Source organism: Algoriphagus sp. 4150, from assembly GCF_031457395.1.
Classification (GTDB): domain Bacteria; phylum Bacteroidota; class Bacteroidia; order Cytophagales; family Cyclobacteriaceae; genus Algoriphagus.
This window is the reverse complement of record NZ_JAVDWS010000008.1, coordinates 140,978-159,961: the sequence shown is the minus strand read 5'-3', so window position 1 is coordinate 159,961 and position 18,984 is coordinate 140,978. Positions and strand designations below refer to the sequence as shown.

The 18,984-nt window shown below is 42.0% G+C and carries 17 protein-coding genes; 14 read left to right on the top strand and 3 right to left on the bottom strand.

The window, feature by feature from the left end:
• Positions 1-177: 177 nt before the first annotated feature.
• On the bottom strand, positions 178-1,311 hold the full coding sequence (locus J2X69_RS12430; RefSeq protein WP_310103696.1) for a hypothetical protein: 1,134 nt from the start codon (positions 1,309-1,311) through the stop codon (positions 178-180).
• A gap of 21 nt (positions 1,312-1,332) precedes the next feature.
• On the opposite strand from J2X69_RS12430, the gene J2X69_RS12425 reads away from it, so the two are divergent.
• Positions 1,333-2,148 carry a 2,3,4,5-tetrahydropyridine-2,6-dicarboxylate N-succinyltransferase gene (locus J2X69_RS12425; RefSeq protein ID WP_310103694.1) on the top strand — a complete coding sequence of 272 codons (816 nt, stop codon included), beginning with the start codon at positions 1,333-1,335 and terminating at the stop codon, positions 2,146-2,148.
• A 10-nt stretch (positions 2,149-2,158) separates the two neighbouring features.
• Positions 2,159-2,764: a tetratricopeptide repeat protein gene (locus tag J2X69_RS12420; protein WP_310103692.1), complete on the top strand. Its 606-nt coding sequence runs from the start codon at positions 2,159-2,161 to the stop codon at positions 2,762-2,764.
• A gap of 355 nt (positions 2,765-3,119) precedes the next feature.
• On the opposite strand, the gene J2X69_RS12415 is transcribed toward J2X69_RS12420, so the two are convergent.
• Entirely contained in the window at positions 3,120-3,830 is a 711-nt protein-coding gene (locus J2X69_RS12415; protein WP_310103691.1) for a molecular chaperone DnaJ, read from the bottom strand.
• Positions 3,831-4,048: 218 nt separating this feature from the next.
• Between J2X69_RS12415 and J2X69_RS12410 the strand changes: the two genes are divergently transcribed.
• From J2X69_RS12410 to J2X69_RS12385, 6 genes are all read left to right on the top strand, one after another.
• Positions 4,049-4,456: a DUF4332 domain-containing protein gene (locus J2X69_RS12410; RefSeq protein ID WP_310103690.1), complete on the top strand. Its 408-nt coding sequence runs from the start codon at positions 4,049-4,051 to the stop codon at positions 4,454-4,456.
• An 85-nt stretch (positions 4,457-4,541) separates the two neighbouring features.
• Positions 4,542-6,080 (top strand): helicase HerA-like domain-containing protein, encoded by a 1,539-nt coding sequence (locus tag J2X69_RS12405; protein WP_310103688.1) that lies wholly within the window; start codon positions 4,542-4,544, stop codon positions 6,078-6,080.
• A 40-nt stretch (positions 6,081-6,120) separates the two neighbouring features.
• Positions 6,121-7,326: an NAD(P)/FAD-dependent oxidoreductase gene (locus tag J2X69_RS12400; RefSeq protein ID WP_310103686.1), complete on the top strand. Its 1,206-nt coding sequence runs from the start codon at positions 6,121-6,123 to the stop codon at positions 7,324-7,326.
• A gap of 5 nt (positions 7,327-7,331) precedes the next feature.
• Positions 7,332-7,682: a hypothetical protein gene (locus tag J2X69_RS12395; RefSeq protein ID WP_310103684.1), complete on the top strand. Its 351-nt coding sequence runs from the start codon at positions 7,332-7,334 to the stop codon at positions 7,680-7,682.
• A gap of 141 nt (positions 7,683-7,823) precedes the next feature.
• Positions 7,824-8,783 carry an alpha/beta fold hydrolase gene (locus J2X69_RS12390; protein WP_310103683.1) on the top strand — a complete coding sequence of 320 codons (960 nt, stop codon included), beginning with the start codon at positions 7,824-7,826 and terminating at the stop codon, positions 8,781-8,783.
• A 146-nt stretch (positions 8,784-8,929) separates the two neighbouring features.
• Positions 8,930-10,447 (top strand): FMN-binding glutamate synthase family protein, encoded by a 1,518-nt coding sequence (locus J2X69_RS12385; RefSeq protein WP_310103681.1) that lies wholly within the window; start codon positions 8,930-8,932, stop codon positions 10,445-10,447.
• Positions 10,448-10,746: 299 nt separating this feature from the next.
• On the opposite strand, the gene lhgO is transcribed toward J2X69_RS12385, so the two are convergent.
• Complete coding sequence (lhgO, locus tag J2X69_RS12380) at positions 10,747-11,946, bottom strand: L-2-hydroxyglutarate oxidase (protein WP_310103680.1); 1,200 nt, start codon at positions 11,944-11,946, stop codon at positions 10,747-10,749.
• A gap of 285 nt (positions 11,947-12,231) precedes the next feature.
• Here lhgO and J2X69_RS12375 point away from each other — a divergent pair, with 285 nt between their 5' ends.
• From J2X69_RS12375 to rplT, 6 genes are all read left to right on the top strand, one after another.
• Entirely contained in the window at positions 12,232-14,709 is a 2,478-nt protein-coding gene (locus J2X69_RS12375; RefSeq protein WP_310103678.1) for a DUF5686 family protein, read from the top strand.
• Between the two features lie 30 nt (positions 14,710-14,739).
• Positions 14,740-15,321, top strand: a complete 582-nt coding sequence (locus J2X69_RS12370; protein ID WP_310103676.1) for a hypothetical protein — start codon at positions 14,740-14,742, stop codon at positions 15,319-15,321.
• Positions 15,322-15,525: 204 nt separating this feature from the next.
• The gene (gene thrS / locus J2X69_RS12365) at positions 15,526-17,475 is read left to right on the top strand and encodes a threonine--tRNA ligase (protein WP_310103674.1); all 1,950 of its coding nucleotides are present in this window, start codon (positions 15,526-15,528) and stop codon (positions 17,473-17,475) included.
• A gap of 84 nt (positions 17,476-17,559) precedes the next feature.
• A complete protein-coding gene (infC, locus tag J2X69_RS12360) occupies positions 17,560-18,114 on the top strand; it encodes a translation initiation factor IF-3 (RefSeq protein WP_111611045.1) in 555 nt (184 codons plus the stop codon).
• Positions 18,115-18,140: 26 nt separating this feature from the next.
• Positions 18,141-18,335: a 50S ribosomal protein L35 gene (rpmI, locus tag J2X69_RS12355; RefSeq protein WP_075352641.1), complete on the top strand. Its 195-nt coding sequence runs from the start codon at positions 18,141-18,143 to the stop codon at positions 18,333-18,335.
• Between the two features lie 111 nt (positions 18,336-18,446).
• Positions 18,447-18,791 (top strand): 50S ribosomal protein L20, encoded by a 345-nt coding sequence (gene rplT / locus J2X69_RS12350; RefSeq protein ID WP_310103671.1) that lies wholly within the window; start codon positions 18,447-18,449, stop codon positions 18,789-18,791.
• Positions 18,792-18,984: the final 193 nt, after the last annotated feature.

Sequence of the window (18,984 nt, the reverse complement as noted above, 5' to 3'; positions counted from 1 at the left end):
TAAAAATTAAATTAGACACCATTTATATTGGATTTAATATATTGATTATTAGGTAATTAAAATTTATTGACCCCAAGAAGCGAAGGGTTTGAAATCAAAATATCCCAGTTTCCATTTTGTGGAAATGAGTGTAAAAATCAGGACGTAGGTGGATAAGTGTGGATAGTAATCCACATCCTATTTTCGTGGGGATAGGTTCTTGATAGCCGAAATGAAGTCTGTGTGTTGGGATTTCCACAGGATAGAATCATCAGGGATTTGAGTGAAATACTCCTGATGAAGCGCGGTTCTGAATTGCCGGCAAGCATGACGGGAGTCGAAAAAATCTATGGGAAATCCTCCTGAAAATGTTTCGAGAAAGTCTAGCCATTTAGGATTTCCGCCTATCAAAACCGGTACTCCGAGGGCTGCCGATTCGAATAGTTTGGTAGGCATTTTATTTTGTATTGTTTCCCTGTTTTGGTAAGGTAAAATAGCGAAATCCACATCAGAATATTCCCTGATGATCTCTTCGTGAGGGATAGGTAAAACAGCCGATTTTAGTCGGATTTGGGTAGTGTTTTTACAAGCTTCCAGAAGCTGTGAATGGAAGCCTTGCAGAGGACAATGTCCTATGATTTTGAGTAAGGATTCTGGGTATTCTTTTAAAATTTCCTTAAACCAACCGATTGCTTCCAGTGTCCCAAATGCCGGAGTAAGTGTCCCCGAAATCAAAAAAGTGTATCCGCTTTTGTGGGGAAATCTGACCGGTGATACCTGCTTAATTTCTCCGGCATGTTTATTCTCCAAAATCAAAAATGGGGTTTTGTCCGGCATCTCCTCAGCATAGCAACGCTCAGCAAGCAGAAATAAATCGACCCCTTTTACCCTTTCTATTCGACGAATTAACCTAGTAATATTTGCCTTTTTAGCGGAGCTTAAACCGGGGTTAAGTTCAAGGTTTTTGACATAGTTTTCCTGCACATCATAGACGAGTTTATAGGCTAAAAACCTTTTGAAAAATGAGGCAATTGGCAGGTATTCGTAGGTGCAGCAAATCAGGATTTTTGGACGGACCTTCAATAGGATTTTGAGGAATTTGATCTGTGAGGCAATTCTTGCCCATGATGAGTTGCTGTCTGATAGTGAAGAATAGAGGTGTGTTTCTGCTTCTTTTTCTTCTTTAAAATGTGAAAATCCCATAAAACTTAGGCCATATAACCCTGTTTCTCGCAGCGAAAGGCCAAGCTTTCCCCAAGCTCTTGTATCTTTGGCGGGCTTAAGGCTTGACGCGATCAAGACAGGAATTAAGGAAGCTGATTTTTCACTCATTAAACGAAACTAACCAAAATAATGGAACTGAAAACCATCATTGAAAAAGCCTGGGACAGCCGGGAATTATTAAAAGAAGAGACAACACAACAAGCAATTAGAGCTGTTATTGCGGATTTGGATGCAGGGGTAATACGTGTGGCTGAGCCTGCTGAGGATGGCAGCTGGAAAGTAAATGACTGGGTAAAAAAGGCTGTAATCCTATATTTCCCCATCCAAAAGATGGAAACTATCGAGGTTGGCCCTTTTGAATTCCATGATAAAATGGCGCTTAAAACCAACTATGCTGAGAAAGGTGTTCGTGTAGTACCTCATGCAGTGGCCCGCTATGGAGCATATCTTGCGAGCGGAGTGGTGATGATGCCAAGTTATGTTAATATCGGTGCATATGTGGATGGTGGCACGATGGTTGACACCTGGGCTACTGTCGGTTCCTGTGCGCAGATCGGCAAAAACGTTCATTTAAGTGGTGGAGTAGGAATTGGTGGGGTGCTGGAACCTATTCAGGCAGCTCCGGTTATTATTGAGGATGGAGCGTTTATCGGATCCAGAGCCATTATAGTAGAAGGAGTAAGAATCGGTAAAGAAGCTGTAATCGGTGCCGGTGTCACATTGACAGCTAGTTCCAAAATCATAGATGTGACGGGATCAGAGCCTAAAGAATACAAAGGTTATGTACCTGAGCGTTCTGTTGTAATTCCCGGATCTATTGCCAAAAAATTCAATGCAGGTACTTTCCAAGTTCCCTGCGCTTTGATCATCGGTCAAAGAAAAGCCTCCACAGATCTCAAAACATCTCTTAATGATGCGCTCAGGGATAATAGTGTAGCAGTCTAAACCAAAACTAATGAAAACGAGTACTCGGGCGATTATAGCTCTATTTATTTCGGCATCTCTTTGGTCTTGTTCAGAGGATAAGACCAGTGCCGGTGATGCATATTTCAATAAAGGAGAATATGAGAAGGCAGCGGATAAGTATTCCGAAGATTTGAAATTCAAACCTAATGATTTTCGCATGCTTTATAACAGAGGCAGAGCGAATGAGGAACAGGGAAATTATGATGAAGCAAAAGCTGATTTTGAAAAAGCTCTGGAAGTAGAGCCAAACAATTTCCAGGTACTTCTCAGTCTGGCAAATGTGCATTACAATCAAAAGAATTATACCAATGCGCTGCTCTATGCAGATCAGGCAGCTGAAATTCCAGGAGCACCCGCTATGGCTTCCTTTATGAAGGCCCGGGCTTTACACCAAATCGGTAAACCTGATGAAGCCCTGAAAGCTTATGGCAATGCAATCTCAGTGGATAAGGAATTTGGACAAGCCTATTTCAACAGAGGGTTGTTGAAAATCGCCATGAAAAGCAAAGTAAAAAGTGCTTGTGAGGATTTTCAGCTTGCATCGGCTCTGGATTATCCGGGAGCAAAGGAGGCGTTAACCAAATACTGTAAGTAATTTCTAAAACCGGCTTAGGCCGGTTTTTTTATGAAAGGCTGTTTAGAAGCCGGATCTAACCTGTGCTATTAAGGACGTTTTTGCTTGCCTAGCGGGCGTATGGCCGTCTAAACTAGTATTATGTTAAGTGTAAAAAGTACCGGATAAACCTGTCAGGTTTTGCTATTAGAACTATCAGAACCTATTTATTTATCAAAAATCGATGGTGAAAACCTGACAGGTTTTGGTTAACACTACACCGGTATATGATTTGAGCTAAAAAGTTGACAGAGTTAGTGTTTAAACCCTGCTATAGGTTTACAATAGGCTCTGTTTATTGGAAGACAGTACACATTTTGATTATACTTGGACGCTTTTAAGAATGATCATGGTGCTCTCCTTCATGGTCGCAAATCGTCTCCGAGCTTAGTTTTCCACTGCCATTACAAGTTTGGCAAGAGCTTACTTCCTTCAGACTTCCTTTGCATACAGGACAATCAAGCCGCCCCTTTCCCTCGCATCTATCACATTCGAAGTATTCCACAATGTTGAAAATATTCATTCTGGTGATCATACCTGAACCGCTGCATCGGCTGCAGCCCACCACGCCTTTTGCCTTACAATAATTACAATCCTGCTCGATCTGCCGTTTTCCTTCACAGGTGAAGCAAGTCTTGAACCGATAGCCCCTACGATCACAAAGCTGACATTGTTGAATTTCTTTCAATGGGTTTTTCAGCCTCTCCTGAAGTTCTTGAGCGCCTTTATAGTGTGAGCCGGCAAATCCTGTCAGCTCCAAATACTTACTGAGAAAATTGGCTGAGTTGTCATATTGCTTAAGTTCAAAAAGGGTCTCGGCAAATAAATAGGGCATTTCCTCAGGTAGGGGCTGTCCTGAATCAATTAGATTTCTGAATATTGAATTTGCAGTTTCATAGTCATTCCGCTCTATTGCTGCTTTTGCCCCTTTCATCCGGTTGTCTGTTTGTCCGAGGTTTGGGCCGATTTGTGCAAGCGAAACTTGGCCAAATGCAGCAGTAAGAAAAAGAATGAATAAGAATATGGGAGGATGAAATCTTGAGTTCACAGGAATATAGTTTTTCTAAAGAAGCAATAAAGGTAGAAGTTTCTTTATCGTAAAGTTAATGTTTCCAAAAGGCTGTTCCCTTACATAATCTGCAAAATGGATTTTCTAAATTAAAAAATGTTTCTATTTTGGTATAAGTTCTTTATTAGGGGCCCCTCGATTCATAACCCGAATTAATGAATTTTAGTCAGTTTTTTTAAACCTAAAACTTAAATAACATGGGGAAAACAATCACAATGATCGAGAGCATAGGTCCTGCTATGAAAGAAAAACTTGCCGCTGCAGGAATAACCACGGTAGAAAGCTTATTGGAAAAAGGAGCGTCCAAAGCAGGAAGAAAAGCTATTGCGGAAGCATCAGGTCTTTCCGAAAGTAGGATTCTAGTGTGGGTGAATATGGCCGATCTTTTTCGAATCAATGGAGTAGCAAGCCAATTCGCAGAGCTGCTTAAAGCTACCGGAGTGGATACCGTGAAAGAGTTGAGAACCAGAAATGCTGAAAATCTTTATGCTGCTCTTGTGAAAACACAAGAGGAAAAAGGGCTTACCAGAGTAGTACCTGCTGCTTCTAAAGTGGCCGACTTTGTAGAGCAAGCCAAGGCCCTTGAGCCTATGGTGACTTATTAACCATTTTATTGATATCGATTACCAAAAACCTTTTTGCTTAAGGCATCAAGGTTTTTGGTAGTTTGGTTTAACAATCATTTTGACCATGAGTAAAACAGAAGACTTCATCTTTCATTTGGCCGAAGGTCAAAAATATAAAAATGACTCAATCATTCTGGGCACGGGTGTATTGGACGGAATACCTGTGACGGGTGCCCAGGTCAAAATTGCGCTAAAAACCATGAATAGGCATGGGCTGATTGCAGGGGCCACAGGAACCGGAAAAACAAAAACCCTGCAAGTGATTGCTGAGCAATTGGCAATGAAAGGAGTACCGTCTGTTTTGATGGATTTGAAAGGGGATCTTTCAGGTCTTGCCCAGCCCGGTAGAGTCAGCGATTTTATCAAGAACAGATCTGAGGTAATCGGTGTAGACTATGTGCCGATGGGAATGCCTGTAGAACTGATGTCCATTTCTCACGAAAAAGGAGTAAGGCTGAAAGCAACTGTTTTGGAATTTGGACCGGTTTTGATTGCTCAGATACTTGAGTTGAACGATACGCAGCAAGGTGTAATTTCCCTTGTGTTCCGCTATTGTGACTTGCATCACCTCCCCTTAGTGGATTTGAAGGATTTAAAGCGCGTGCTGCAGTTCATCACCAATGAAGGCAAAGAGGCCATTCAAAAGGAATATGGGCAAGTCTCATTGGCTTCCGTGAATACAATCATGCGGAAGATTATCGAGCTGGAGCAGCAGGGGGCGGAGCGTTTCTTTGGTGAAAAATCATTCGAAGTAGACGATTTTTTGAGGACAAAAGATGGAAAAGGTATCATCTCGGTGATCCGTTTGACTGATGTTCAAAGCCGTCCTAAGCTCTTTTCTACCTTTATGCTCAGTTTGCTTTCGGAGATTTATGAGACTTTTCCCGAGCAGGGAGATGCTGATCAGCCAAAACTTTGCCTGTTTATAGACGAAGCGCATCTGGTGTTTTCCAATGCTTCCAAAGATCTTCTCCAAAAGATCGAAACTATTGTGAAATTAATTCGGTCGAAAGGAGTTGGTGTATATTTTTGTACCCAAACTCCTACGGATGTCCCGGATAGTATACTGGGGCAATTAGGCTTGAAAGTGCAGCACGCATTGAGAGCTTTTACAGCCAAGGACAGGAAGGCTATTATCAAAACGGCAGAAAATTACCCTGACTCGCCTTATTATAAGACTTCCGAAGTGTTGACAGCGATGGGAATCGGCGAGGCGCTGGTCACAGCTTTGAATGAAAAGGGCATACCTACACCGCTGGCTCACACACTGGTCAGAGCTCCGATCACCAGAATGGATATTTTGAATGACGAAGAGATAGATGAGGTGGTTAAAAGTTCTGCGTTGATTTACAAATACAATCAGGATATAAATCCAGAGAGTGCCTTTGAGTTGCTGGAAAAGAAGATGGCAGAGCTGGAGGAGGTTCAGAAAAAAGCTGAATTACCCGGCCCGAAGGTGACCACCAGAAATACAAATAGAACCTCCCAAGACGAATCACTTATACAGGAATTAAGTAAAAACACCATGGTGAGACAGGTAGGAAGAACGATTTTCAGGGAATTGACCAGAGGGATTTTAGGTTCATTTACTAAAAAGAGATAGTTAGTTTAATAAGTAAAAGCATTTCAATAAAACATTAGTTTTGAAAATAGGTATAATTGGAGGTGGAGCTGCCGGTTTTTTTGCTGCCATCCATGCTAGTGCAGCAGACAGGGAAGTTATCATTTTTGAAAAATCGCCCAAACTGCTTGCGAAGGTGAAAGTTTCAGGGGGAGGGAGATGCAATGTCACTCATAGACCGATGGAGATTTCAAAATTGGTCAAGAATTATCCTAGGGGAGAGAAATTTCTAAAGCGTGTTTTTCCCAAATTCAAATCAGAGGATACCATCGCCTGGTTCGAAAGTAGAGGAGTGGAATTGAAAGTAGAAGCTGATGGCAGGATGTTTCCTGTTTCGGACTCATCCCAATCTATCATCGATGTGTTGTTCAATGAAGCTCAAAAACACAAAGTCAACGTCAGGAAATCCTGTGGAGTTAACACTATAACACCTGCTTCTGCTCAGTACAAACTTGATACAGATGAGGGGATTTTCATGGTTGATAAGCTAATCATAGCTACGGGAGGTCATCCCAAGTTGGATAATTATTCATTTCTTAAAAATCTGAATCACACTATTTTAGATCCTATTCCGTCACTGTTTACTTTTAATACCCCGAAAGAGTCTATTCGAGAGCTGATGGGGTTGTCCGTAATAGATGGGATAGTTAAAATCGAAGGCACCAAGCTGACTTATCGTGGTCCTGTATTGGTAACTCACTGGGGACTAAGTGGGCCTGCGGTGTTGAAATTATCCGCATTTGGAGCACAGTGGCTCAAGGAGGAGAATTATATAGCCACGGCATTGGTCAATTGGAACGGGGCATTAGGTGAAGAAGAATACAGTACGCATATCAAAAATTACAGTATTGCCCACCCGAATCGCAAAGTGATAAGCCATTCACTTTTTGAAATCCCATCCAGACTTTGGGAGCATTTCTGTGTGCGCTCAGGAATAGAAGTAGGGCAATTATACGGAACCCTATCGAAAAAGCAAATCAATAAGTTGGTACAGAATCTTTTTTGCTATACTTTGAAAGTTGAAGGAAAAACCACCTTTAAGGAGGAATTTGTAACTGCGGGAGGAATTTCCCTGAATGAAGTAAACCCAGAAACCCTGGAAAGTAAATTTCACCCTAATCTTTACTTTGCGGGAGAAGTCCTCAATATCGACGGAATTACCGGAGGTTTTAATTTTCAAGCGGCTTGGTCCACCGGATTTGTGGCAGGCACCTCTTCATCCAACTAATCACTATGGAACAAATCTATCCTGGACTTGCTAAGCTTATCTGCGAAATGTCAGAAGGGGATAAGGAGTTTGAGAAGGAATTGACTTTAGCAATTTATTCGGGACTTGTGGAGCTAAAAGAAAAGTATGCTGAAGGCTCCAGAGAAAAAAATGACACGAAAATCCAGCAAATTCGCCATAAATTAAAGCCCACGCTCAGTATGTTTGAACTATGCCATATCATAGAGGAGTTACAGGTGGGCAAAGATATTATCGAAACGGAGGGATTTGATGCTGCAGCTTTTAATGTCCATTATTATCGCTTGCATCAAAAGTTAGATCAGGCGATTAAGCGGGTCTATGATCTGGCACAATAAAAAAAGGAGCAGGCACCCGCCGCTCCACTTTTGAAGTCATTACCCTATGAAGAATTATATGGCTCAAAAGTACCGGAAAAGTACTTTGGGGATTTTAAGAAAAAATGAATTTGGTGTAAAGCTTTCTATTTTTGAGGCCCCATGAGTATAATTGAATCCACCTACGCAGGCCCTCCGGCATATTTATTCAATGGACATCTGGAAACTATCATTCCAAGCTTATTCAGAAAAGTCTCAGATGTATCCTATACGAGGGAGAAAATTGATACGCCTGATGGTGATTTTTTGAATTTGGATTGGTCCCGTGTAGGAAGCTCCAAGTTGCTGATCATTTCCCATGGCTTAGAGGGAGACTCTGAAAGACACTATGTCAAAGGGATGGTTAAACTTTTCAATTCCAATCATATAGATGTATTGACTTGGAATAATCGTTCATGTGGCGGAGAGATCAATTTGAAACCGATACTGTATCACCATGGAGCAAGTTATGATCTGGAAACAACAGTTGCGTATGTGTTGAAAAACCAGTCTTACACGGAAATTTTTCTCACTGGAATAAGCATGGGAGGGGCGCAGACGCTCAAGTATCTTGGAGAAAAAGGCAGCGATTTACCGATGCAAATCAAAAGGGCAGCAGTCTACTCTACTCCCTGTAATTTACTTTCCAGTGCCGCCACCCTGAAACGTAGAAGCAATGCTTTTTATAAGAATAGGTTTTTGGGAAAACTCAAAGGTAAGATCCGTGCTAAAGCCGCTCAGTTTCCTGAATTACTGGATCTGGATTTATTGGATAGAGTCACAGATTTTGATTCCTTTGATACGCTATTTACAGCCAAACTTCATGGATTTAAGGATGCCGCGGATTTTTACCAATCAGTCAGTGCAGATAACTGGATGCCTTCCATAGCTATTCCTACATTAGTGATCAATGCGCTCAATGACCCACTTCTGGGATCTGAATGTTATCCGGTAAAGCTGGCGGACAAGATGAAGGAACTTACGCTTGAAATGCCCGGACGGGGAGGACATACAGGTTTTGTAGTTCGGGGGCAAGAGTTTACCTGGGCAGAGCATAGGGTACTTCAATTCCTCCTTGATTAGCTACAGGGCCAAGGGTTTTAGTATATTGTACATCTAACAAACAACTATTTTACTATGAAATCGAGTATGACGAAAATGACACGCACTGGGATGATTATCCTACATGCGAGATTCCATCTGACCATTAAAAATCAAATTATAAACAGATGAAAAGAGTGTTTTTCGGCAGTCTGGTTCTGCTTGCGTTATTGACATTTTTTCTGATGTGGTACTTTCAGTTTGTCCAGTTCAAGCTAGGGTATTTTATCCTGGGAATTATTGTAATTCTTTTTGGGATAGGACTTTATGATGTTACTCAAAAGACACACGCCATTTTGAGGAATTTCCCCGTCGTAGGACATTTTCGCTACTTGCTTGAGAAGATCAGTCCCGAAATCCAACAATATTTTATCGAGACAAATACGGATGGAAGTCCATTCAGCAGAAATATTCGGTCTTTGGTATACAGACGTTCCAAGAATGTCAATGACTCACATCCTTTTGGAACCCAGCGGGATATAAATGGGGAAGACTATATAGGACTTAGGCATTCTATCTATGCTGTTCATACACATGATGAAGATCCTCGGGTAATTATCGGAAATGATTCCTGTAAGCAACCTTATTCTTCTTCTATCTTCAATATTTCGGCTATGAGCTTTGGTTCCTTAAGTTCCAATGCCATCAAAGCACTGAACCTAGGAGCAAAAAAAGGTGGTTTTTCCCACAATACCGGTGAAGGTGGAATATCTGACCATCACAGGGAAGGTGGAGATCTGGTGTGGCAAATCGGAACCGGGTACTTTGGATGCAGGGATGAGCTCGGGAATTTCAGTGAAGAGAAATTTGCGGAGAAAGCAAATTGGCCGGAAGTCAAAATGATTGAAATTAAGATTTCGCAAGGCGCAAAACCCGGGCATGGCGGAGTACTTCCCGGAGTGAAAAATACAGAGGAAATAGCTAAAATACGGGGAGTGGTAAAGGGCATGACAATTCTTTCACCTCCTGCTCACAGCGCCTTTACCAATGCTTCAGAATTGCTCGAGTTTATCACCAAATTGAGGGAATTGTCGGGAGGAAAGCCCGTAGGATTCAAGCTCTGTGTGGGACGTACCGAGGAGTTTTTGGCGATTTGTAAGGAGATGGTATCCAAAAATGTCTTTCCGGATTTCATCACGGTGGATGGGGCAGAAGGAGGAACGGGAGCCGCCCCGCTGGAATTCTCAGACAGTGTTGGATTACCGCTGGAACCTGCACTGATATTTGTCCGAATGACTTTGGAAAAATTTCAGATCCGTGATCAAATCAAAATTATAGCTTCGGGAAAAGCCATTAGTGCTTTTGCTATCCTAAAAAATATCGCTCTGGGTGCAGATTTATGCAATTCTGCCAGAGGATTTATGTTTAGTGTGGGATGCATTCAGGCTCTTCGGTGCAATACGAATGAGTGTCCTACGGGAGTGGCCACACAAAGAGCAGGATTGGTGAGAGGCCTGGTGATCTCAGACAAATCCGAACGGGTTTATAATTTCCACAAAAACACAGTACATGCTGTTCAGGAACTTTTGGGAGCATCCGGGCACCGGCATACTTCCGAACTCAGCGCAAGTGATCTGGTAAAAGGAGATGAAATGATCAAACTTGCAAACCGATACCTGCCGGATTCTGTGAATACGCAGGTTTAAGATTAATTCGAGGTTTAAAACCTTTACCTGGTCTAAGTCTTCAGACTTGGACCCATAATATTGCAGTCTCCAGACTGCCTTTCTGTGATCATAAATTTATGGAACCATAGCAGTCTGAAGACTGCATTGAAAAAGGCACAAGTCCGAAGACTTTGCGCCAAAGTTGTTCGAAATGAGCTTAATTAGCGCATAAAAGACTTCGCTTTTCATGCCTTCGGCAGACTGGCTACTCAGCCTGACAAGAAAACCTGATTATGAGACAGCCTCTTCTCGCGGGAGGAAAATGTTTCAGAAAAGGATTAAAACCTCTTCAAAGCCAGACTCGCCACAGTTCCGCCTATGGCCAGTGAACTGGTAGCCGCAGGAGAGGGAGCATTGAGTACATGGATGGCATGCAGGGATTCTTTGATAGAAAAATCGTCCAGCAGCCCGCCTGTGCGATCGCAGGCCTGAGCCCTCACGCCGGCTCCGCCTTCGGTAAGGTCTGATTCTTGAATTTCGGGAATCAGTTCCTGAAGAGCTTTGGTAAATGCCGCTTTGGAAAAAGATCTGTACATCTCGCCAAAGCCTGTCTGCCAGTATTTGGCTGCTACTTTCTGAAAACCCGGCCAAGCCAGGGATTCTGCAAGTTCTTTAAGATTAATTTGAGATTTTTTGTATCCTTCTCTCCGAAAGGCCAAAACTGCATTTGGACCGGCTTCTACACCGCCTTTCATCATCCGGGTGAAGTGTACACCCAGAAATGGAAAGTTAGGATCCGGTACCGGATATATCAGATTTTTGACCAAAAACTCTCTTTCCTTTTTTAGTTTAAAATACTCTCCCCGGAAAGGGATGATTTTTACATCCATCGGATCATGTTCACCCATCTGCGCCACCTTGTCGGAGTAAAGCCCTGCGCAGTTAATTACCAATTTACTTGTAAGGGTTTTGTTGAAAGTTTCAATGTAATTAACACCTTCTTGTTGTTTTATTCCCAGTACTTTATGATTCAACAACACTTCGCCACCATTCTGAGCTATTTTTCTTCCGTAAGCCAGTGCTACTTTATAATAGTCCACAATCCCGGTCTGGGGTACATGCAGTGCCGCCACTCCCGCACAGTGCGGTTCATATTCTCTCAATTCATCCAAGGTGATGTACTTAGTGCCTTCCAATCCATTCTGAAGACCTCTTTCATAGAGATTGTGCAGTAAGGGTTTTTGCTCTTCCCGGGTGGCAACCACTACTTTTCCCGTGATTTCAAACGGAATTTCCTCTTCCTTACAGAACTGAATCAGTTCATGATACCCGCCAATGCAATTGATGGCCTTAAGTGAGCCCGGTTTGTAGTAAAGGCCCGAGTGGATTACCCCGCTATTATTGCCGGTCTGATGTTTAGCTAGTTGGTCTTCCTTTTCTAAAATGGCGATTTTGAGGTTTGGCCGTTCTTTTTGGATCTTAAGAGCAGTTGCAAGCCCCACAATTCCACCGCCAATTATTACTATATCGTATGTCATGATTCCAGTTTACGGAGCCAAATATAACTAGTGTTAAGCGTAAAAAAACCGGATAAACCTCTCAGGTTTTACAATAAGAATCATGCAAGCCGATTTTTTCACTCAAAAACCAAGGGGTAAATCCGATAGGTTTTGGCTAACAAAAAACCGTTGGGATATTCAATTTTCCTTTTCACTATAGGGCGGGATATGCTGGCCTTTATAATTTTTAACTGTCTCCTTAGCAATTTGAACAGTTAATGAATTTATTTTGCATGAATTTGTAACTAGTGCTGTCATTATTCTATGATCCGTAATTTCTTTTTTCTTTGTCTTTTTTTGATTAGCACCCAGTCTTTTGCACAATTTGTGGTCAAGGGAAAAGTGACCGACTCTGCTACCGGGGATCCTATACCTTTTGCATCAGTGCTGTTGAAAGGCACTACAGTGGGAGTATCCACTGATTTTGAAGGAAACTACAGCATAGAAGCCCGAGCTCTTTCGGATAGTATTTCGGTAAGTTATCTGGGATATATCAGTGGCGTGAAAGCACTGCAGCAAATAGCCGGGCAAACGATCAATTTCCAGCTCAAGCCATCTGATTTTGAAATGGCAGCGTTCATTTTTCAGGCGGGAGAAAATCCTGCTTTTAGAGTAATCCGAAAAGCAGTAGATCGAAAAAAGAACTTTGACAAAAGACAGTTATCCGCTTACGAAACAAAGAACTATACGAAGATAGAAATTGACATTGATCATGTCTCAGAAGAATTTACCCAAAGAAAAACTGTCCAAAAAGTCACGGCTATCTTAGATTCTATTAAGCAACTTACCAATGACGAAGGAGAGAAGATATTGCCCGTTTTCTTCTCGGAGACGCTTTCCAAATTCTATTTTAGAAATAATCCGGAACTCAAAAAGGAGGTAGTAGAGAAATCTAAAGTGACTGGAGTGGGCATCACGGATGGATCTACTACTTCCCAGATTACGGGCTCTGCTTTTCAGGAATATAATTTTTATAAAAATTGGCTTTCTATCGTGGGGAAGGATTTTGTGTCTCCCATAGCGGATGGCTGGAAACAGTTTTACGATTATGATTTGGTTGATTCGGTATTGGTAGGAAAAGATTCCTGCTATTTGCTGAAAGTCTATCCTTTGAGGGAACAGGACTTGGCATTCACGGGGACAATTTGGATCAATACCAAGACGTATGCCTTGAAGCAGGTCGATCTGACCATTCCGAAGGAAGCCAACTTAAATTTTATAGAGCGGATCAAGATACAGCAAGAGCTGATACCTACTTCTGCCGGCCCTTTGATTCCATCCAAAACGCGAGTTCAGATAAAAATAGGGCAAATCACACCAAAAACGGCAGGACTTCTGGCTAAGTTCTACACCTCTGCGGATAGCATTAAAGTAGGAGAACCTAGGCCAACAGCTTTTTTCAACCAATCTGTGACCCTGATGCCTGATTTTGATGAAGCAAGTGAGGAGTTTTGGAAGAATAATAGACAAGATGTGCTGAGCCAGCAGGAGATTGCGGTGCTCCAAATGGTAGATACCCTGAAAAGAATCCCTATTGTCCGCTTTTACACTGAAAGCCTTAAATTTTTTGGAACCGGTTACCTGCCGGTAGGCAAAATAGATCTGGGACCTTGGCCGGGCTTCTTCAATTACAACGATATAGAAGGAGTGAGACTGGGAATGGGCTTTCGCACCAATCTTAAATTCAGTGATAAATGGGTTTTAAGGGGCTATTTGGGCTATGGTTTCAAAGACACTGAGGTTAAGTATACCGCCAAAGTCACGAGGATTTTGGATAGAATGCATTGGACTTCTGTCTCCCTGTCCACTCAAAAAGAAATCGACCAAGTCGGATTGGAAATTTCCAGTTTGCAGGGAAACAGTGTCTTTTTGGCTGCCAGCAGGTTTGGAACGCTGAGAAGACCGTATTTCGCCAGAAAACAGCAAATTGATTTTCAGCGGGAGTTTTTCAAAGGATTTCTAATGTATTCAGACCTAAGTTTCACGAGGTTTGATCCGCTCTATGATTTTTATTACCTAGAAAAAGGAACAAGAGAATTCAAATCCGGTTTTGAAACTACCGAAGCCAAAGTCGGCCTGCGGTATGGAAGGGATGAGGTCATCCTGATCAATGACAACCAGCGTTCTTCTTTGGGACCATTACGCTGGCCTATTTTTGACTTAAGCTATGCTAAGGGGATGAACTGGCTTGGGGGAGATATCAATTATTCCAAGTTGAATTTCTACGTGTATCAGCGACTGAACATGGGGATGTTTGGTGTCTCCAGGTATGAATTCGATGCAGGAAAGGTATTCGGAGAGGTTCCTTATCCTGTCCTGAAAAATCACTTGGGTAACGAGACTTTGTTCTATACCTCAGCTGCATTCAATACGATGAACTTCAATGAATTTGCCTCTGATCAGTATGCAAGTTTGCGCTATAGGCATTATTTCGAGGGATTTTTGCTTAATAAAGTTCCACTGCTCAAAAAGCTGAAATGGCGTGCAGTGGCAAATGGAAATATTCTATATGGGTCAGTCAGTGATAAAAATATAGCAAATGCACCTACTTTGGACCCTGCGGGTAATCCTATTGAGACCTTTGGCAGACTGGATCCCACGAAGCCCTATGTGGAATTGGGTTACGGAATCGAAAACATTTTCAGATTCTTCAGAATAGATTTCTTCCATAGGATGACTTACTTGGATAGTCCTGATGTTAAGCCATTTGCAATCAAAATCTCGGGGCAGATTATTCTCTAGTTATTGAAGTCTATTCGCTAGATTAGATTAATGAAAAATGGTAGGACTTTATTAAAACCCACGATAATTGTCGCTTTAGCATTGGTTTTTGCCTTTTCCATCGATGGCTATGCCCAAACAGAAGCTGAGATATTTACCGCAAAAAATGCACTGTATGTAGAATTCGGAGGAAATTCCGGACGATATGCAATTAACTATAGCCGGATCATCCATCAAAAGGAAAAACTCAAGCTGAATGTCAGTGCCGGTTTTTCAATGTGGAGTGATAAAATTGATTTACCTCCACTCACTAAAACAAAATGGCTTCCTGTCGTTCCCTTAGAGTTTTCCGCCTTTTGGGGTAAGTCAAATCATCATCTGGAAATGGGGACAGGAATTACTTCCTATTTAGGAAGAAGCTTAGCTATTGATTCGGAAACATTTGAATTCAGTGACAAAGTGGTTTTTGGCGCCTTCATTCCTCTAAGAGTGGGATATCGATACCAAAAATCTGAAGGTGGATTCTTTTTTAGGATTGGCTATACGCCAATTATTAATATTCCAGTAAGAGCAGGGAAAAGTTGGTCCTTCGATCCTTATTTTGCAGGAATAAGTTTTGGAAAGAGTTTTTAGGTACTTGTCATATCATACTTGTGTCGTTTGTGAGACACAAACGACGGCAGCGATTGCCGAAAACCCGTATTAATTGACTTTACTGTGAATAAATAAGCATTCATTTTCATATTCCTTCCCATATATTTTTTGATTGCCTCCGTCTTGTGCATATTTGCAGCTTAATCTTTATGCCCTTTTGTATGGGCAGAACTAATTTTACACATGTCACAACTTATTAAGATTACCCTTCCGGATGGCACCGTGAAGGAGTACGAAAAAGGAACTACCGGACTACAGATTGCTGCAAGTATCAGCGAGGGTTTAGCAAGGAACGTTCTAGCCGCAAAAGTCAATGGACAAGTTTGGGATGCTACCAGAGCGATCAATGAAGATGCAAGCATTCAATTATTGACCTGGAATGACGGAGAAGGCAAAAATACATTTTGGCACTCCTCAGCTCACTTACTTGCAGAAGCATTGGAATCCCTTCATCCAGGCATCAAATTCGGTATCGGACCTCCCATCGAAACAGGTTTCTATTACGATGTGGATTTCGGTGATAAGACCCTTGATGGTTCAGAACTTGAAGCCATCGAGAAGAAAATGATCGAATTGGCCCGGGAGAAAAATGAATACATCCGTACGGATATTTCCAAAAAAGAGGCTATTTCTTATTTCCAAGAAAAAGGCGATGAATACAAGCTGGATCTGTTAGAAGGACTTGAAGATGGTTCAATCACCTTCTATCAGCAGGGAAATTTCGTGGATCTCTGCCGTGGACCGCATATTCCCAATACCGGTTTTGTCAAAGCTGTGAAGCTGACAAACATCGCCGGAGCCTATTGGAGAGGGGATGAGAAACGTAAGATGCTTACCCGTATCTATGGTGTGACTTTCCCTAAAGCCAAGGAGCTTACTGATTACCTGACTTTGCTGGAAGAAGCAAAGAAACGTGATCACAGAAAATTGGGACGCGAACTGGAGCTATTCACTTTCTCTGAGAAAGTAGGAGCGGGTCTTCCACTTTGGTTGCCGAAGGGCACCTTGCTAAGAGAGCGTCTGGTCAATTTCCTGAAAAAAGCACAGGACAAGGCAGGATATCAGCAGGTGATCACTCCACATATTGGGCACAAGGCATTGTACGAGACATCAGGTCATTATGAGAAGTATGGCAAGGATTCTTTTCAGCCGATTACTACCCCGCATGAAGGTGAGGAGTTTTTGCTGAAGCCGATGAACTGTCCGCATCACTGCGAGATCTATAAGCATAAGCCTCACTCATATAAGGAATTGCCGATCCGCTATGCGGAGTTCGGTACGGTATATCGCTATGAGCAAAGTGGTGAATTGCACGGGTTGACCCGTGTCCGGGGATTTACTCAGGATGACGCACACATTTTCTGCCGCCCGGATCAGGTGAAAGAAGAATTTATCAAGGTGATTGATTTGGTACTGTATGTGTTCAAAGCGCTGGGTTTTGATGACTATACTGCTCAAATCTCTTTGAGAGATCCCGAAAACCCGTCTAAATACATAGGAGGGGACGAGGCTTGGAATAAGGCAGAGTCTGCGATTATCGAGGCAGCAGCCGAGAAGGGATTGGACACTGTGACCGAACTTGGTGAAGCGGCATTCTATGGTCCTAAGCTAGACTTTATGGTGAAGGATGCATTGGGAAGAAAATGGCAGTTGGGAACTATTCAGGTAGATTATCAATTACCAGAACGATTCGAATTGGAGTATATCGGTTCGGACAACCAGAAGCATAGACCGGTGATGATCCACAGAGCACCTTTCGGTTCTTTGGAGCGATTCGTCGCCGTGCTTATCGAGCACTGTGCAGGCAACTTCCCACTATGGCTTTCTCCTGAGCAGATCAATATTTTGCCTATTTCGGAGAAATATGTAGCATATGCTGAAGAAATAAAGTCAATCCTCGAAGAGGTTGGAATATCAGGTTCTATTGACAACAGAGATGAAAAGATCGGAAGAAAAATCCGTGACTCTGAAGTCAAAAAAGTGCCTTTTATGCTGATAGTAGGGGAAAAGGAGCAGGAAGAGCGAAAGCTTTCTGTCCGTAAACATGGTGAAGGAGATCTAGGCAACTTCTCAGCGGAGGAGTTTATAAATTATTTTCAGGACATTATTTCAGCATCATTGAGTAAGGAATAGTACTGTATTATTTAATTCAGTTTTTCTTAATTAGAAATAATTCCGATATTTGCATCCAATTTCATAAAAACAATCAACGCAAACTTGAGAAACCAAAGACAACCCTATAGAGGTAGACAGGAAGAACCTTATAAAGTAAACCAGAAAATCAGAGCTCGTGAAGTACGGGTGGTTGGTGATTTTGTAGAAGGTGGAAATGCATTACTTCCTACAGACAAAGCCATCAAACTCGCTCAGGAAAATGACCTGGACCTTGTAGAGATTTCTCCCAATGTTGATCCTCCCGTTTGTAAAATTCTTGACTATGCGAAGTTTAAGTACGAGCAGAAAAAGAAGCAAAAGGAGATCAAGTCCAATGCGGCGAAGATTGTTTTGAAAGAAATAAGATTCGGACCTAACACCGATGATCATGATTACAATTTCAAATTGAAGCATGCAATCAACTTCTTGAAGGAAGGCGCAAAAGTAAAGGCTTACGTACATTTCGTGGGTCGTAGCATTGTCTTTAAAGAAAGAGGAGAGATGTTGCTTCTGAAGTTTGCCCAGGCACTCGCAGAATACGGTGCAGTGGAGCAGCTTCCGAAAATGGAAGGAAAGAGAATGAACATCTTTATCGCTCCGAAAGCAGGAAAGAAATAAATTTCAACTAATATAAATACAGCAAAATGCCAAAGGTAAAAACCAAATCCAGTGCAAAGAAGCGGTTCGCTTTGACAGGAACCGGTAAAATCAAAAGGAAACACGCTTTCAAAAGCCACATCCTGACCAAAAAAGCTACCAAGAGAAAGAGAAACTTGACCAAAACAGGTCTAGTACACGAATCTGACGAAGGTAGAGTAAGAGCTATGTTGAGAATCTGATTTTCTTCAGTAGCTTAAAAATCAATTAATTAAGGTTTATTTATTCACCAGGCACATTGGTTTACAAGATCCCGATAATTCAGGACACCATGCGTCAAAAAACAAAACACTATGCCTAGATCGGTAAACGCCGTAGCGTCCAGAGCAAGAAGGAAAAAAGTGCTAAAAGCCACAAAAGGTTACTTCGGAAGAGGTAGCAACGTATGGACAGTAGCCAAAAACAAGTATGAGAAAGGTCTTCAGTATGCGTACAGAGACCGTAAAGCGAAGAAAAGAGAATTCAGAGCTTTGTGGATTCAGCGTATCAACGCAGGTGCAAGACAGCACGGCGTATCCTATTCTCAATTGATGGGATTATTGAAGAAAGGTGAGATCGAACTTAACCGTAAGGTTTTGGCAGATCTGGCCATGAATCACCCAGAAGCATTTAAAGCTGTAGTTGAAAGAGTAAAATAAGGTTGCACTGTCTTATTTTATTGAAAGCCTTCCCTCGGGAAGGCTTTTTTGGTTTTAGATTCATTATGATTTTTGCTGCTTTAACTTCTAGATAACGAGTTGACAACAAGTTCCCCAAGATAGTATATGAAAGCTTTACAGATATTTTATAACTCCTATTTCCGGATCAGTCGGAATATCTGGGGAGCAAGTT